The sequence below is a fragment of the Streptomyces sp. NPDC101219 genome, from assembly GCF_044767675.1.
GTDB lineage: Bacteria > Actinomycetota > Actinomycetes > Streptomycetales > Streptomycetaceae > Streptomyces.
Genome location: NZ_JBIWOK010000007.1, coordinates 18,931 through 35,096, shown reverse-complemented (window position 1 = coordinate 35,096; position 16,166 = coordinate 18,931). Strand labels below are relative to the sequence as shown.

The 16,166-nt window shown below is 72.6% G+C and carries 15 protein-coding genes; 2 read left to right on the top strand and 13 right to left on the bottom strand.

Features of this window, described 5'->3' with window-relative positions; genetic code table 11:
* Window positions 1-34: 34 nt before the first annotated feature.
* The 4 genes from ACIRPP_RS15345 to aroH form a co-directional block, all read right to left on the bottom strand.
* Window positions 35-682: a lysophospholipid acyltransferase family protein gene (locus tag ACIRPP_RS15345; protein ID WP_403642263.1), complete on the bottom strand. Its 648-nt coding sequence runs from the start codon at window positions 680-682 to the stop codon at window positions 35-37.
* Entirely contained in the window at window positions 679-1,365 is a 687-nt protein-coding gene (cmk, locus tag ACIRPP_RS15340) for a (d)CMP kinase (RefSeq protein ID WP_403642260.1), read from the bottom strand. The genes ACIRPP_RS15345 and cmk overlap by 4 nt, the downstream gene beginning before the upstream one ends.
* 113 nt (window positions 1,366-1,478) lie before the next feature.
* Window positions 1,479-2,564 carry a prephenate dehydrogenase gene (locus tag ACIRPP_RS15335; RefSeq protein ID WP_403642258.1) on the bottom strand — a complete coding sequence of 362 codons (1,086 nt, stop codon included), beginning with the start codon at window positions 2,562-2,564 and terminating at the stop codon, window positions 1,479-1,481.
* On the bottom strand, window positions 2,561-2,923 hold the full coding sequence (gene aroH, locus ACIRPP_RS15330) for a chorismate mutase (protein ID WP_164345106.1): 363 nt from the start codon (window positions 2,921-2,923) through the stop codon (window positions 2,561-2,563). Before aroH ends, ACIRPP_RS15335 begins: the two co-directional genes overlap by 4 nt.
* 251 nt (window positions 2,924-3,174) lie before the next feature.
* Here aroH and ACIRPP_RS15325 point away from each other — a divergent pair, with 251 nt between their 5' ends.
* Together ACIRPP_RS15325 and ACIRPP_RS15320 are read left to right on the top strand one after the other, a co-directional pair.
* Window positions 3,175-3,615 carry a Rieske (2Fe-2S) protein gene (locus ACIRPP_RS15325; RefSeq protein ID WP_403642256.1) on the top strand — a complete coding sequence of 147 codons (441 nt, stop codon included), beginning with the start codon at window positions 3,175-3,177 and terminating at the stop codon, window positions 3,613-3,615.
* A gap of 22 nt (window positions 3,616-3,637) precedes the next feature.
* On the top strand, window positions 3,638-4,351 hold the full coding sequence (locus tag ACIRPP_RS15320) for a DNA polymerase beta superfamily protein (protein ID WP_403642254.1): 714 nt from the start codon (window positions 3,638-3,640) through the stop codon (window positions 4,349-4,351).
* Here the strand turns inward: ACIRPP_RS15320 and ACIRPP_RS15315 are convergent.
* From ACIRPP_RS15315 to ACIRPP_RS15275, 9 genes are all read right to left on the bottom strand, one after another.
* A complete protein-coding gene (locus tag ACIRPP_RS15315) occupies window positions 4,329-5,366 on the bottom strand; it encodes a pseudouridine synthase (protein ID WP_164337513.1) in 1,038 nt (345 codons plus the stop codon). The genes ACIRPP_RS15320 and ACIRPP_RS15315 overlap by 23 nt on opposite strands.
* The gene (gene scpB / locus ACIRPP_RS15310) at window positions 5,366-6,043 is read right to left on the bottom strand and encodes an SMC-Scp complex subunit ScpB (RefSeq protein WP_403642251.1); all 678 of its coding nucleotides are present in this window, start codon (window positions 6,041-6,043) and stop codon (window positions 5,366-5,368) included. The genes ACIRPP_RS15315 and scpB overlap by 1 nt, the downstream gene beginning before the upstream one ends.
* Entirely contained in the window at window positions 6,040-7,701 is a 1,662-nt protein-coding gene (locus ACIRPP_RS15305) for a segregation/condensation protein A (RefSeq protein WP_403642248.1), read from the bottom strand. Before ACIRPP_RS15305 ends, scpB begins: the two co-directional genes overlap by 4 nt.
* 18 nt (window positions 7,702-7,719) lie before the next feature.
* A complete protein-coding gene (locus ACIRPP_RS15300; RefSeq protein ID WP_403642245.1) occupies window positions 7,720-8,304 on the bottom strand; it encodes a hypothetical protein in 585 nt (194 codons plus the stop codon).
* The gene (locus tag ACIRPP_RS15295; protein WP_164334293.1) at window positions 8,289-9,416 is read right to left on the bottom strand and encodes a ParA family protein; all 1,128 of its coding nucleotides are present in this window, start codon (window positions 9,414-9,416) and stop codon (window positions 8,289-8,291) included. Before ACIRPP_RS15295 ends, ACIRPP_RS15300 begins: the two co-directional genes overlap by 16 nt.
* Window positions 9,417-9,840: 424 nt before the next feature.
* Complete coding sequence (ald, locus tag ACIRPP_RS15290; protein WP_403643048.1) at window positions 9,841-10,965, bottom strand: alanine dehydrogenase; 1,125 nt, start codon at window positions 10,963-10,965, stop codon at window positions 9,841-9,843.
* A 118-nt stretch (window positions 10,966-11,083) separates the two neighbouring features.
* Window positions 11,084-13,156, bottom strand: coding sequence for a tetratricopeptide repeat protein (locus tag ACIRPP_RS15285; RefSeq protein ID WP_403642242.1), 2,073 nt, complete (start codon window positions 13,154-13,156; stop codon window positions 11,084-11,086).
* Between the two features lie 164 nt (window positions 13,157-13,320).
* Window positions 13,321-13,947: an NUDIX domain-containing protein gene (locus ACIRPP_RS15280; RefSeq protein WP_403642239.1), complete on the bottom strand. Its 627-nt coding sequence runs from the start codon at window positions 13,945-13,947 to the stop codon at window positions 13,321-13,323.
* 110 nt (window positions 13,948-14,057) lie between these two features.
* Window positions 14,058-15,725, bottom strand: coding sequence for a CTP synthase (locus tag ACIRPP_RS15275; protein WP_403643045.1), 1,668 nt, complete (start codon window positions 15,723-15,725; stop codon window positions 14,058-14,060).
* Between the last annotated feature and the right edge of the window lie 441 nt (window positions 15,726-16,166).

Sequence of the window (16,166 nt, the reverse complement as noted above, 5' to 3'; positions counted from 1 at the left end):
GCCCGGTCACGGGCACGCCACTACTCAGTGTCGCTCAGCGCCCGGTGAGGCGCCGCGCGTTCTCCAGGTGCGCGGTGAGCTGCTTCTGGATGCGTTCGGTGGCCGCGTCCAGGGCCTTGCGGGTGCGCCGGCCGCTTCCGTCGCCGGCCTCGAACGGGTCGCCGAAGACGACGTCGACGCGGGAGCGCAGCGGGGGCAGCGCCTTGACCAGCCGTCCGGGCCGGTCGGAACTTCCCAGCACCGCCACCGGCACGATCGGCGCCGCGCCGCGCACGGCGAAGTAGGCGAGCCCGGCCCGGATCGCGGCGAAGTCGCCCTCGCCCCGGGTGCCCTCCGGGAATATCCCGAGGGCGCCGCCGTTCTCCAGCACGCTCAGGGCGCGAGAGATCGCGGTGCGGTCGGTGGTGTGCCGGTCCACCTTGAGCTGGCCGATCCCGGTCAGGAAGGGGTCGAGCGGACCGATGAACGCTTCCTTCTTGATCAGGAAGTGCGTGGCCCTGGGCGCCACGCCCATGACCATCGGTCCGTCGATGTTGTGGGAGTGGTTGACGGCGAAGATCAGCGGGCCGGTCGCGGGCACCCGCCAGGCACCCAGCACCCGCGGTCTGAACAGCCCGTACATCAGACCGACGCCGATGCGCCGCCCGACTTCGGCGCCCCGCGCCGAGGGGACGTCGGTCACTTCCCCGCCCGCTTCTCCTCGACGAGGGTGACGACGCACTCGACGACCTGCTCGAGGGTCAGCTCGGTGGTGTCCACCTCGACCGCGTCGTCCGCCTTGGCCAACGGGGACGTCGTGCGGCTGGAGTCGGCCGCGTCGCGCTTGATCAGCGCCTCGCGGGTGGCCTGGACGTCGGCGCCCTTGAGTTCGCCGCTGCGGCGGGCGGCCCGCGCCTCCGGGGAGGCGGTGAGGAAGATCTTGAGGTCGGCGTCCGGCAGCACCGTGGTGCCGATGTCGCGCCCCTCGACGACTATGCCGGTCACCGCCGCGGCGGCGATCGCGCGCTGCAGTTCGGTGATCCGGGTGCGCACCTCGGGCACCGCGCTGACCGCGCTCACCCTGGCGGTGACGTCCTGCTCGCGGATCGGGCCGGCCACGTCCGTGCCGTCGACCGTGATGGCCGGGGCCTTCGGGTCCGTGCCGGAGACGATCTCGGGCTTGCCCGCGGCGGCGGCGATCGCGGCCGGGTCGTCGGTGTCGATGCCGTTGGTCACCATCCACCAGGTGATCGCCCGGTACTGGGCGCCGGTGTCCAGGTAGCTCAGGCCGAGCTGCGCCGCCACGGCCTTCGACGTGCTCGACTTGCCCGTGCCGGAGGGACCGTCGATGGCGACAATCACGGGGCGGGCGGCGCCGTTTTCCACGGAGGAACACCTTCCTGGTGCGCTGGAGAGGGGTGCGGGGGCGCGAGAGGGCCCCGCACAAGGTTACTGGCTCACCGGATGCCCTCCGACCGGCCCGTCGTCCGCGGGACCGGTCACTGCCGGATCGCCCAGCCCCGCTCGCGCAGCGCCGCGGTGAGGACGGGGGCGGCCCTGGGCTCCACGAGGAGCTGCACCAGGCCCGTCTGCTGTCCGGTGGCGTGCTCGATGCGGACGTCCTCGATGTTGACGCCGGCCCGGCCCGCGTCGGCGAAGATGCTGGCCAGCTGGCCGGGCTGGTCGTCGATGAGGACCGCGACGACCTCGTAGACGCGCGCCGCGGTGCCGTGCTTGCCGGGCACCCGGACCTGGCCGGCGTTGCCGCGGCGCAGCACGTCCCGGATGCCCAGGACGCCGTCCTGCCGCTTGTCCTCGTCGGCGGACTCCAGGGCGCGCAGGGCGCGGACGGTCTCGTCCAGGTCGCCGGCGAGGTCGGTGAGCAGGTCCGCGACCGGGCCGGGGTTGGCGGAGAGGATGTCGATCCACATGCGGGGGTCGGAGGCGGCGATGCGGGTGACGTCCCGGATGCCCTGCCCGCACAGCCGGACGGCGGACTCCTCGGCGTCCTCCAGGCGGGCGGCGACCAGGCTGGACACCAGGTGGGGCATGTGGGAGACGAGGGCCACGGCGCGGTCGTGCGCGTCGGCGTCCATGACGACCGGCAGGGCACGGCAGTGCGAGACCAGCTCCAGGGCGAGGTTCAGCACCTCGGTGTCGGTGTCGCGGGTGGGGGTGAGCACCCACGGGCGGCCCTCGAAGAGGTCGGCGCTGGCGGCCAGCGGGCCGGACTTCTCGCGGCCCGACATGGGGTGGGTGCCGATGTAGGCCGACAGGTCCAGGCCGCGTGCCTCCAGTTCCCGGCGCGGGCCGCCCTTGACGCTGGCGACGTCGGCGTACGCGCCGGCGACTCCTTCGCGGATGGCGTCGGCGAGCAGGTCGGCCACGTGGGCGGGCGGTGCGGCGACGATCGCCAGGTCGACCGGGCCGTCCGGGGGCTGGTCGGTGCCGGCGCCGAGGGCGGTCGCGGTGCGTGCCTGCTCCGGGTCGTGGTCGGACAGGTGCACGGTGACGCCGCGCCGGGTGAGGGCGAGGGCGGCGGAGGTGCCGATGAGCCCGGTGCCGATGACGAGTGCGGTTCTCACTGGGCGATGTCCTTGCGCAGGGCGGCCGCGGCGCCGAGGTAGACGTGGGCGATGTCGGAGCGGGGCAGGTCGGACTCGATGTGGGCGAGGATGCGCACGACGCGCGGCATGGCCCCCTCGATGTCGAGTTCCTGGGCGCAGATGAGGGGCACGTCGACGATGCCCAGCTTGCGGGCGGCTGCCGCGGGGAAGTCGCTGTGCAGGTCGGGGGTGGCCGTGAACCAGATGCTGATGAGGTCGTCCGTGGTCAGACCGTTGCGCTCCAGGAGGGCGGTCAGCAGCGCGCCGACCTGCTCCTCCATGTGTCCGGCTTCGTCCCGTTCCAGCTGGACGGCGCCCCGGACCGCTCGTACCGCCACGACGGTGCTCCTTGCTGACGTGCGTATCGGCTGTTCGGTCGTCCAGCCTAGTCACGGCGGGCGGCTCGGGTGTCCGGCGCCCGCCCGCTGAGACGGACGGAGAGACGCGGTGTGTGCGCGTTCGTCCGGATTTGCTTCACCTTCGGATTCTTCGGTGGAAAGATGCACAGGGCGTCGGCCTTTCCCGGCGTACGCGCGTCCCGGCGCCTCCCGCCGGGCCCCACACCCCCCACATCGCACGGAGTGCCGACATGACTCATGACGCGACGCGACGCACGGTTCTCCTCACCGCCGGAGCGGCCGGAGCGACGGCGCTGACCGCCGCCTGCGGCGGGGGCGGGGGCGACGGCGGGGACACCGGTTCCGCCACCGTCACCAGCACCTCGGGCCCGGACGCTCCCGGCGGCCGGGAACTGGTGCCGGCCGGGGACGTCCCGGTGGGCGGGGGCACCGTCCTCAAGGACGAGAAGATCGTCGTGACCCAGCCGACGGCGGGCGAGTTCAAGGCGTTCTCGGCGGTCTGCACCCACCAGAACTGCCTGGTGTCGACGGTGGCGGACGGCACCATCGACTGCCCGTGCCACGGGAGCCGGTTCCGGATCACCGACGGTTCCGTGGAGCAGGGGCCGGCCACCCGGCCGCTCCCCGAGGAGCGGATCACCGTGGACGGAAATTCGATCCGCACGGCGTGAGCGGTCGGCGTACGCTCCCGGGATGCTTCCCGAGACCCTGGTCCGTGACCACACGATCTACGCCTGCGTGATGGGGTCGCGTGCCTTCGGTCTGGCGACGGAGGACAGCGACACCGACCGCCGGGGCGTGTTCCTCGCCCCCACCGCCCTGTTCTGGCGCTTCGAGAAGCCGCCGACGCACGTCGAGGGCCCGGCCGAGGAGCAGTTCGCCTGGGAACTGGAACGCTTCCTCGGCCTGGCCCTGCGCGCCAACCCCGGCATCCTGGAGTGCCTGCACTCCCCGCTGGTGGAGTACGCCGACGCCACCGGGCGCGAACTGCTGGCGCTGCGCGGGGCGTTCCTGTCCCGCCGGGTCCACGGCACGTACACCGGGTACGCCCGCGCGCAGCGGCGCCGGCTGGAGGCCGGCGTGCGCACGCACGGCGCCCCGCGCTGGAAGCACGCGATGCATCTGCTGCGCCTGCTGACCGCCGCCCGCGACCTGCTGCGCACCGGCACGCTCACCCTCGACGTGGGCGAACAGCGCGAGGCCCTGCTCGCGGTGAAGCGGGGCGAGGTGCCCTGGTCCGAGGTGGAGGCCCGGATGACCCGCCTGGAGCGCGAGGCGGAGGAGGCCGTCCACCGCAGCCCCCTCCCGGCGGAACCGGACCGCCGCCGGGTGGAGGACTTCCTGGTCCGCGCCCGCCGCGCCTCGGCGCTCGGGGCGGACGCGCCTAGAGCTCGACCTCCTGCATGAGCATCCCGACCTCGGTGTTGGACAGCCGCCGCAGCCAGCCCGACTTCTGGTCGCCCAGGGTGATCGGCCCGAAACCGGTGCGCACCAGCTTGTCGACCGGGAACCCGGCCTCCGCGAGCATGCGCCGCACGATGTGCTTGCGGCCCTCGTGCAGGGTCACCTCGACCAGGTAGTTCTTGCCGGTCTGCTCGACCACCCGGAAGTGGTCGGCGCGCGCGTAGCCGTCCTCCAGCTGGATGCCGTCCTTGAGCTGCTTGCCCAGGTCGCGCGGGATCGGTCCGACGATGTGCGCGAGGTAGGTCTTCTTCACCCCGTACCGGGGGTGGGTCAGCCGGTGCGCCAGCTCGCCGTGGTTGGTCAGCAGGATGACGCCCTCGGTCTCGGTGTCCAGCCGGCCCACGTGGAAGAGGCGGGTCTCACGGTTGGTGACGTAGTCCCCGAGGCACTGCCGGCCCTCCGGGTCCTCCATCGTGGACACCACACCGGCGGGCTTGTTCAGCGCGAAGAACTGGTAGGACTGCGTGGCCACGGTCAGGCCGTCGACCTTGACCTCGTCCTTCTCCGGGTCGACGCGTCGGCCCTGCTCCAGCACGATCTCGCCGTTGACCTCGACCCGGGCCTGGTCGATCAGCTCCTCGCAGGCGCGCCGGGAGCCGTAGCCCGCGCGCGCCAGCACCTTCTGCAGGCGCTCGCCCTCCTGCTCCGCGCCGGGGAACGTCTTGGGCAGCTTCACCTGCTTCTTCCCGGCGTAGCGCTCGCGGTTGCGCTCCTCGATCCGCGTCTCGTACTCGCGCGAGCGGGCCGGAGCCGGACGGCCGCGGCCCTTCTGCGGCTTCGCGCCGCCGCCCCGCCCGGCCTTCGGCCCGTCCTTGGTGGCGCCAGGTCCCACGTCGTAGCGGCGCTCCTCGGGGCGGGGCTTGCGGGGGCGGCCCTGCCCCTGCTTCTGGTCCCTGTTGTTGCCGGCACCACGGTGGTTACCGCGTCCGCCGCTGTGTCCGCTGCCGCTGCTTCGCATCAAATGTCCGTCGTCGTCGTGTTCGTCTGGGGACCGTCGTCCGGGTCCGGGGCATCCGGATCGAACGACGGCACGCCTTCCTGGGTCTCGGCCTCGATCGCCTCCGCCTCCGGCAGGAACGGCGCGAGCTCCGGGAGCTCGTCCAGACCGCGCAGGCCCATTCGCTCCAGGAAGTAGTTCGTCGTCGTGTACAGGATCGCACCTGTTTCGGGTTCCGTGCCCGCCTCCTCGATCAGACCGCGCTGCAGGAGGGTGCGCATCACACCGTCGCAGTTGACTCCGCGGACGGCGGAGACCCGGCTCCGGCTGACCGGCTGGCGGTAGGCGACGACCGCGAGGGTCTCCAGCGCGGCCTGGGTGAGGCGGGCCTGCTGGCCGTCCAGGACGAAGCCCTCGACGGCCGCCGCGTACTCCGGGCGGCTGTAGAAGCGCCAGCCGCCCGCGACCAGCCGCAGCTCGAACCCGCGGCCCTGGGAGGTGTACTCGTCGGCCAGTTCGGCGAGCGCGTCCGCGATCCGGCGCGTGGGACGCTGCAGTATTTTCGCCAGGTGCTCCACGGTCGCGGGCTCGTCGACGACCATGAGGACGGCTTCCAGGGCGGGCTTGAGGTCGAGGTCCCCGACGGAGGGCACTCCTGCCGCGCCGCCGTGCCCGGCGGTGGTGTCGTCGTCGCTCATGCCGTGCTCTCCTCCTTCTGGCCCTCCGCGGCCTGCTCGGGCGGCCGGTCGAACTCGTCGGTGACGGCCGGGTCGGCGTCCCCGTCGCCCCCGGTCCAGCGCACCGTCAGCTCGCCCAGCGCGCTCTCCTGGTCCAGGGCGACGGCCTGCTCCCGGTACAGCTCCAGCAGGGCCAGGAAGCGGGCCACCACGGTGAGGGTGTCGTCGGTGTCCTCGACGAGCGCGCGGAAGCTGGCCTCCCCGAGCTCCCTCAGCCGCGCCACCACGATCCCGGCCTGCTCCTGCACGCTGACCAGCGGCGCGTGGATGTGGTCGACGTACACCTGCGGCTTCGGCCTGGGCTGCATCGCCTTGACGGCCAGTTTCGCGAAGCCCTCCGCGCCGATGCTGATGACCACCTCGGGCAGCAGCTCGGCGTGGTGCGGCTCCAGGCCGACGGTGCGGGGGTGGCGCCGGGCCTCGGCGTCGAGGCGGTCGCTGAAGATCTCCGCGATGCGCTTGTACGCGCGGTACTGCAGCAGCCGGGCGAACAGCAGGTCCCGCGCCTCCAGCAGGGCGAGGTCGGCCTCGTCCTCCACCTCGGCGGCGGGCAGCAGCCGGGCCGCCTTGAGGTCCAGCAGGGTGGCCGCCACGACGAGGAACTCCGTCGTCTCGTCCAGGTCCCAGTCCGGCCCCAGCGCCCGGATGTACGCCATGAACTCGTCGGTCACCCGGGACAGCGCGACCTCGGTGACGTCCAGCTTGTGCTTGGCGATCAGCTGCAGCAGCAGGTCGAACGGCCCCTCGAAGTTGGCCAGCCGGACGGTGAACCGCCCGTCGTCGGCCTCCTCCCCCGCCGCGGCACCCTCACCGCCGTCACCGATGGCGTCGCCCAGCGGCGCCGGTGACGCGGGTACGGGGCCGTCGGGCCCGTTCCGGGGTGCGACGTCACCGTGCTCCGGCCCCGCACCGTCGTACGGCGCGCCGGGCTCCACAGTCCCGTCCGGCACGGCCCGGGCCGCGCCCACGGTGTGCTGCGTGGCCGCCCGGGCGGGCGCGGGAGGGGGGCCGGGGCGCACGGCCTCCGGCGCGGCGCCGGTGGTGGGGGCGTCGGGTACGGGCCCGGAGCCCGGCGGGCGGTCCCCCACCGGCCCGGTGGCCTGGGCGGGAGCCGTCGCAGCGGCCTCGGTGCCGGCCGGCGTGGCGCCGGTACCCGGACCCGGATCGTCACTGGGGCCGGGGGCCGGGGCGGTGGGCAGCAGGCCGGTGACGTGCTGGTCCGGGCCGGCCGCGCCGACGGCGACCGGTGCCGGTTCCGGCATCCGGGCCGGCGGTGCCTCCGGCCCGGGGGACGCCGCGTCTCCCTCCGGCCCGGCCGGCGTGGCGCCGGTACCCGGACCCGGATCGTCACTGGGGCCGGGGGCCGGGGCGGCGGGCAGCAGGCCGGTGAGGTCCTGGTCCGGGCCGGCCGCGCCGTCGGCGACCGGTGCCGGTTCCGGCATCCGGGCCGGCTGCGGTGTGTGCGGCTCCGGGACCGCCTCGCCTCCCCCCGGATGCGGGGCGTCGGCAGGGCCCCCGGAGGAGTCCGCGACGGGCGCCGCCTCCGGGCCCCGCCCCAGGGCGCGGCGGCGCCGGGGCCGGTCACGCGGGGCGGGGGCGGGAGGGTCGTTCGAGGTCATGGCCCCCGCAGGCTACCGCTAGCGTCCCCGAAGGCGTCGCACGAGGATGCTGGCGTCCCCGCGGGTCTCCAGGTCGGCGAGGACCACGGCGACCGCCTCGCGGACGATCCGGCCCCGGTCGACGGCCAGGCCGTGCTCGCCCCGCAGCACCAGACGCGCGTGCTCCAGGTCCATGAGCTCCTCCGCCGACACGTAGACGGTGATCTTCTCGTCGTGGCGTTCCCGGCCGCTGGGGCGGCGGGCCGCGGTTCTCCCCCGCTTGCGGGGCGGGGCGACGGCGGGAGCGTCCTGGCCCGCCCGGCGCGTGGCGCCCGCCGGGCTCGTGGCGCCCGCCGGGCCCGTGGCCGTGCGGCTGCGGGACTCCCCGGTCTCGGCCTGCCGGGCGTCGGCCGCCGCGTGCTCCGCGCCCTCGCCGTCCCCGCCCTGGGCGGGCACGGACGGGGGCGCGTCCTCGGCGGCCGCGGCCGCGTCGCCCTCCCCCGCCGGTGCGGGGACGCGGGCGTCACCGCCCGCCGGACGCCTGGGCGTGGACGCCTGGAGCGCCATCCCCCCTGTCGTACGGAAGAGTTCGTCGGCTCCGGGCAGACTCACTCGGCGTGACACCGGGCGAGCACCTCCCTGGCGAGCTGGCGGTAGGCGGCGGCACCGACGGAGTTGGACGCGTAGGTGGTGATCGGCTCACCGGCGACCGTGGTCTCCGGGAAGCGGACCGTGCGCCCGATGACCGTGTGGTAGACGTGGTCGTCGAACGCCTCGACCACGCGCGCGAGCACCTCACGGCTGTGCACCGTGCGCGAGTCGTACATGGTGGCGAGGATCCCGTCGAGCTCCAGCTCGGGGTTGAGCCGCTCCTGGACCTTCTCGATGGTCTCGGTCAGCAGGGCCACTCCGCGCAGCGCGAAGAACTCGCACTCCAGCGGCACGATCACCTTGTGAGCGGCCGTCAGGGCGTTCACCGTGAGCAGGCCGAGCGAGGGCTGGCAGTCGATGACGATGTAGTCGTAGTCGTCCAGCAGAGGCTTCAGCGCCCGCTGCAGCGTGGACTCGCGCGCGACCTCGCTCACCAGCTGAACCTCGGCCGCAGAGAGGTCGATGTTGCTGGGCAGCAGGTCCATGTTGGGGACCGCGGTCTTCAGCAGCACCTCGTCGGCCGCCATGCCCCGCTCCATGAGCAGGTTGTAGACGGTGAGGTCGAGTTCCATCGGGTTGACGCCGAGGCCGACCGACAGCGCGCCCTGCGGGTCGAAGTCGACGAGCAGCACCCGGCGTCCGTACTCCGCGAGCGCGGCACCCAGGTTGATGGTCGACGTGGTCTTGCCGACGCCGCCCTTCTGGTTGCACATCGCGATGATCTTCGCGGGCCCGTGGTCGGTCAGCGGGCCCGGGATCGGGAAGTACGGCAGCGGGCGTCCGGTCGGGCCGATGCGCTCGCGGCGCTGGCGCGCCGCGTCGGGCGCGAGCGTGGCCGCGTATTCGGGATCGGGCTCGTACTCGGCGTCCGGATCGTAGAAGTGCCCCTCGGGCAGTTCGTCGTAGTCGGCGAACTGGTTGTGGGACGCGCCACTTCCGTCGCCGGCCATGGCGTTCACGTGATGGCCATCCATGCTCTGGTGTGCAGTGAGAGTCGTCTGCTGACTCTGGTGGGCTGCGAAGGTGCGCACAGCGACGGAGCCGACAGCAGCGAACCCCGCGGGACCCCGGTCCCGTGCAGGCATTCCTGGTTGACCACCCCCGGGAGTAAATGTCGACTCATTCACAAGTCGTCTTACCTCCTTGGTGACCAGGAAACTTCTAGACAGGTCAGCGTGGCACCATGCCGACGGTTGGCGACTCTATGGCGTGTCGGGCGTCCACAGCAACACAATCCGCCGGACCCGGCCCGATGTGTCGGCAATGAAACATCCCTCTGTCAAGGGCGTACGGCCGTCGCACCGCAGGTTTCACCGGTGTGCGAATCGGTTGAAGCGTTACGTTCGAGGCGAGTTGTCCAGGAATCGCAAAGTGACCATACACACATCCGGCCGCACCTTGCCGGACAAGGTGCGGCCGGATGTGGCGCGTTGACGTCGCAGGTTGACCTATCGCCTTTGACGGCGCGTGACTTGGTCGACTTAGCGTCCGGAAATCCCGGCTCCTGGCTCAGACCAGCACGGAGGCGAGCTCGACGTGCTCCATGCCGTGCGCCTCGGCGACCTCCCGGTACACCACCTTGCCGTCATGCGTGTTGAGGCCCCGGGCGAGCGCCGGGTCCCGGCGCAGCGCCTCCACCCAGCCGCGGTCGGCGAGTTCGACGATGTACGGCAGCGTGGCGTTGGTGAGCGCGTAGGTCGAGGTGTTCGGCACGGCGCCCGGCATGTTGGCGACGCAGTAGAAGACGGACTCGTGGACCCTGAAGGTCGGTTCGGCGTGCGTGGTGGGGCGGGAGTCCTCGAAGCAGCCGCCCTGGTCGATCGCGATGTCGACAAGGACACTTCCGGGCTTCATGCGCGAGACCAGTTCGTTGGAGACCAGCGTGGGCGCCTTGGCACCGGGGATCAGCACCGCCCCGATCACGAGGTCGGCCTCCAGGCACGCCTTCTGAAGCTCGTAGGCGTTGGAGACGACGGTCTGCACGCGCGTGCCGAAGACCTTGTCGGCCTCCTTGAGCTTGTTGATGTCCTTGTCCAGCAGGGTCACCTGGAAGCCCATGCCGACGGCGATCTGCGCCGCGTTCCAGCCGGAGACGCCGCCGCCGATGACGACCGCACGGCCGGCCGGCACGCCCGGGACACCGCCGGGCAGCACGCCCCGGCCGCCGTTGGCCCGCATCAGGTGGTAGGCGCCGACCTGGGCGGACAGCCGGCCCGCCACCTCGGACATGGGCGCCAGCAGCGGCAGCGCGCGGTTCGCCAGCTCGACCGTCTCGTAGGCGATGGCGGTGGTGCCGGCCTCCAGCAGGGCGTCCGTGCACTCCTTGGAGGCGGCCAGGTGCAGGTAGGTGAAGAGGGTCTGGTCGCGGCGCATCCGGTGGTACTCCTCGGCGACCGGCTCCTTGACCTTCAGCAGCAGGTCGGCGGTGGCCCACACCTCGTCGGCCGTGTCGAGTATCCGGCCGCCGGCGGCGACGTACTCCTCGTCCGGGATCGACGAGCCGGCTCCGGCGCCGCGCTCGACGACGACCTGGTGGCCATGGCGCACCAGTTCGTGCACGCCGGCGGGGGTGATGGCCACCCGGAACTCGTTGTTCTTGACTTCGCGGGGGATGCCGACCTTCACGTCGATCACGGTCCTCGGTTCAGAGATCAGGGTCATGGACACACAGACCCGGGCACATGCGGGCGCACCGGGAGAGACCGCGGAAGACGGTGCGGCTAGGCCAGTTTAATGAAGGTTTTCTCGCTGTCTAGCCTTCTTTTGCATCAAACTTTGACGCAACTTCTGCGCTTTCGTAGGTTCCGGTCGTCTGTTCCGGAGCTGAACCGTCCTGCGGTGCCTCATCTCCCAGCATCCGCTCCGCCACGCCCCGGTGCACGGCGGCGGACGCGGGGTCCCCGAGGCGTTCGAGCGTGTCGGCGAGCCGCAGGTGCAGTGCGGCCTGCAGCCGCGCGTCCTGGGCCCGTCGGGCCCCTTCGACCGCTTCCCGGCAGGTGCGCAGCGACTCCTCCGGGCGCCCGGCGTACTCCTGCACCCGGGCCAGCTCGCTCAAGGACCGGGCCTGGGCGGCCAGATCGCCGTTCTTGCGGTACCAGGCAACCGCGGCCCGCCAGTTCCGCTGCGCCTCGCCGTAGCGGCCGGCGTAGGTGTGGGCGGCGCCGATCCGGCCGTACAGGCGGGCTGATTCGGCGCGCTCGTCGCGCGCGAGCCGCTCGGTCAGGGCGCGGCCGAACCAGTCGCAGGCCCGGTCGTAGTCGCCCAGCTCCAGGTGCGCGCCGCCCACGGACTCCATCGCCCGGCACGTCGCGTACGGGTCGCGCACCGCGCGGGCGGCGTCCAGCGCGGCCCGGTAGCGGCCCAGGGCGTCGGCGGTGCGTCCGGTCCGGGCGTCCAGGTCGCCCAGGTTCAGCAGGGCCGCCGCCTTCTCCCGGTTCAGGCCGCGGCGCTCGGCCACGTCCAGGACCAGGCCGTGCAGGCCGTACAGGTCGCTCGCGGCGGCCTGGGTGCCGAAGTGCGCCACCATGGCCCGCACCAGCTGGGACATCAGGCGCCGGGCCAGCGTGTCCAGCTCCCCGTCACCGACCGCCACCCGGGCCGAGGCCAGCAGCGCGGGTCTGGTCAGCCGCAGCCAGTCGGCGGCGGCCCGCGGGTGGGGGAAGCGCAGGGAGCGCGGCATGCCGAGCAGCTTCTCCCGGGCGCGGGGGCTGTCCGTCTCGGTGATGGCCCGGCACGACTGGAGCAGCCGCACGGTCCGCTCCAGCATGCGGGCGCGGGCCAGCTGGAGCTCGGCGGGCCGTTCGTGGACCTCGGCGAGTCCGCGCAGCAGGGGATGCAGGCAGCCCGGCACCTCGTACTGCGGGAGCGGCGAGGACACCCGGTGCAGCAGGCCGAGGGAGGCGAAGTCGTCCAGGGTGGTGCGGGCGCTGCTCACCGAGCAGCCGGCGAGCGCGGAGGCGATGTGCGGGTCGGCCAGGCCGGCCGGGGCGAGACTCAGCAGGCGCAGGGTGCGGGCGGCGGGCGCGGGCAGCGCGGCGTGGACCAGCTGCACGGCGCGGCCGACGGGGGTGCCCTCGTCGGTCTCCGCGTGCAGCTGCTTGGCGAGGTCGGCGACGGCGGCCTTGGGCCGGGCGGCGAGCCAGCCGCCCGCCACGGCCAGGGCGGCGGGCTGGCCCTGGCACTGCTCGGCGAGGCTCTCGGCGGCCCGCGGGTCGACGGTGACCCGCACCGAGCCGGCGGCCCGGGAGAGGAGTTCCACGGCGGACTTGGTGTCGAGTCCGCCGAGCGTGCAGGGGCGGACGTCGCTGATCCCGGTCAGCGGGCCCTCGGACACCGCGACGACCAGGCTGTCGGGGCTGTCCGGCAGCAGCGCGTCGACCTGTTCCGCGTCTGCCGCGTCGTCGAGCACGAGGACGGCACGGCGGCCGGTCAGGGCGGCGCGCAGCGCCTCGGTCAGCTCGTCCTCGGCGGCCCCGGCCGGGGCGGGCACCTCAAGCGCGTCGAGCAGTTCGCGCGCCGCGCGCTCCACGGGCACGGGGGTGCCGTCGGGTTCGCTCAGCCGGGCGTGCAGCACCCCGTCGGGGTAGCGGTCGGCGACCTGGCGCACGAGTTCGGCGGCGAGCGTGGTCCGGCCGGAGCCGGGGCGGCCCGCGATGAGCAGCACGCGCGCGCGGGGGGCCTTGCGGCCGGAGAGGGTGTCGAGTCCGGCCCGCTCGATGTCGGCACGGAGTTCCCTCAGTTCGCGGGTGCGGCCGAGGAACCGGTCCGGCACGGCAGCATCCCCGGTGACGCGCACACCGTCCGTGTCCACCACCTGATCCGTCACGGGCCACACTCCCGTCCCACCGCACGCGCAAAGCCCGCCGGGACTCCGGATCGGGCGTTTTCCAGAGCCTAGTTCACGCTCTGCTACGTTCCGTGCGGAGCGCGGCGCACACGTCCCCCGATCGGATCAGCCGATCGTCACACCACAGGGGCCGGCGCCGCGGGTCAGGCGTCGAACGGACGCGCCGGCCACGGCGCCTCGGCCGGACGGAGCGCGTCCAGACCGTCCCCCTCGCGCGCGGCGACCAGCGAAAGGACGCCCACCACCAGGCAGTTGTTGTGCAGGTCACCCGCCAGCACCCCACGCACCAGGTCCGCCACCGGCACCCGGCCGAGCTCCATGTCGGCCTCCTCGTGCTCGACCTCGAAGCGGTCGCCCGCGGCCTCGGACAGCCCCCGGGCGAGGAAGATGCGCACGGCCTCGTCGCAGCCGCCGGGCGTGGTGTAGACGTCGGTGAGCACCCGCCAGTCCTCCGCCTTGACGTGCGCCTCCTCGTACAGCTCGCGCTGGGCGGCGTGCAGCGGGTTCTCCCCGGGCACGTCCAGCAGGCCGGCCGGGATCTCCCACAGCTTGTGGCGCACCGGGTGCCGGTACTGGCGCAGCACCACGACCCGGTCGGCGTCGTCCAGGGCGAGGACGGCCACCGAACCCGGGTGGACCTGGTAGTCACGGCCGACCACGGACCCGTCGGGCATGACCACGTCGTCGGTGCGCACGGAGGTCTTGTTGCCCACGAAGGGGGTCGCGGTCGCCCGGACCTCCCACTCCTCCGGGATGTCCTTGATGGTCATGCCTGTCCTTCCCGACGTACAGCGGTCGCGCGTGTGCCCTGCGTGAAAAACGGGGCCGGGGTGCGCCCCTTTTGAAGGTTCGCACCCCGGCAACCGTACAACCGGGTGTGTTACTTCGAGATCTTCCGCTCCACCGCGGCCTTCACCAGTCCCGCGAAGAGCGGGTGCGGACGGGTCGGGCGCGAGCGCAGCTCCGGGTGCGCCTGCGTGGCGACCAGGTAGGGGTGCACGTCCCGCGGGTACTCCACGTACTCCACCAGCTTGCCGTCCGGGGAGGTGCCGGAGAAGACGATGCCCGCCTTCTTCTCCAGCTCCGCGCGGTAGGCGTTGTTCACCTCGTAGCGGTGCCGGTGCCGCTCCTCGACGTACTCCTTGTCGTCGTACACCTCGCGGACGATGGAGCCCTCGGCCAGCTTGGCCGGGTACATGCCGAGCCGCATGGTGCCGCCCATGTCGCCCTCACCGGCCACGATGTCCATCTGCTCGGCCATCGTGGAGATGACCGGGTGGGCGGTCGCCGGGTCGAACTCGGTGGAGTTCGCGTCGGAGACGCCGGCCAGGTTGCGCGCGGCCTCGATCACGATGCACTGCAGGCCCAGGCACAGGCCCAGCAGCGGGATCCGGTTCTCGCGGGCGTACTTGATCGCGCCGACCTTGCCGAGCACCCCGCGGTCGCCGAAGCCGCCCGGGATGCAGACCGCGTCGACGTCCCCGAGCTGCGCCTGCGCGCCGGCGGGGGTCTTGCAGTCGTCGGAGGTGACCCACTTGATCTTGACGCGGGCCCGGTTGGCGAAGCCGCCCGCGCGCAGCGCCTCGGTGACCGACAGGTAGGCGTCGGGCAGGTCGATGTACTTGCCGACCAGGGCGAGGGTGATCTCGTGGTCGGGGTTGTGGACGCGGTCCAGCAGGTCGTCCCACGTGGTCCAGTCGACGTCCCGGAACGGCAGGTCCAGCTTGCGCACCACGTAGGCGTCCAGGCCCTCACCGTGCACGGTCTTCGGGATGTCGTAGATGGAGCGGGCGTCGGGGCAGGCGACCACGGCCGCCTCGTCGACGTCGCACATCAGGGAGATCTTCCGCTTGATCGCGGTCGGCACCTCCCGGTCGCAGCGCAGCACGATCGCGTCCGGCTGGATACCGATGTTGCGCAGGGCCGCAACCGAGTGCTGGGTGGGCTTCGTCTTCAGCTCACCCGAGGGGCCGATGTAGGGCAGGAGCGAGATGTGCACCACGAACACGTTGTCCCGGCCGACCTCGTGCCGGACCTGACGGACGGTCTCCAGGAACGGCAGCGACTCGATGTCGCCGACCGTCCCGCCGACCTCGGTGATCACCACGTCCACGTCGTCCGTCGCCATGCGCCGGATGCGGTGCTTGATCTCGTTGGTGATGTGCGGGATGACCTGCACCGTGTCGCCGAGGTACTCGCCGCGCCGCTCCTTGGCGATGACCGTCGAGTAGACCTGGCCGGTGGTGACGTTGGCCGAGCCGTCCAGGTTGCGGTCGAGGAACCGCTCGTAGTGGCCGATGTCCAGGTCGGTCTCGGCGCCGTCGTTGGTGACGAACACCTCACCGTGCTGGAACGGGTTCATCGTGCCCGGGTCGACATTGAGGTAGGGGTCCAGCTTCTGCATCACCACACGCAGGCCGCGGGCCTTGAGCAGCATGCCGAGGCTGGAGGCGGTCAGACCCTTGCCGAGCGAAGAGGCGACACCCCCGGTGACGAAGATGTGCTTGGTCGTCGAAGCTGTGCTGTTTCGAAAAGCAGCGGGCGGCATGGCCAAGACGGGGCTCCCGTGGTCGCGGTCTGGAGGGTGCGGTTCGGGGGATGTCTCGCCCACCGGTCCACGGGCTACCAGCGTAACAGCGCCCGGCGGCCCTGGCGCCCGGCCACGCTCCGCGCACGGACGGGCACCCCCCGGATCCCGGGCACCGGTCCCTCACCCGCTGCTCACCCGTTCGGCGCAGCCGCGTTGCCCGGAGCGGCACACAGATCATCTACGTGCGTCGTATCCTGCTCGGACACTCGCTGCCGAGCAGGGCCGGCCGAACGGCACCACCCCCGTCCGTCGCACCGGAACAACCGGAGCTCGTCAGTTCGTTGAGCAACAATTGGCGCTTTGCCCTCGTGGCCGAGCAACTGCTTTGCTTCGTGGCTCAACGACGCATTGCACAAACCCCTTGACCGCACCAAGCGACAGCCCCTTTGCGGGGTGACG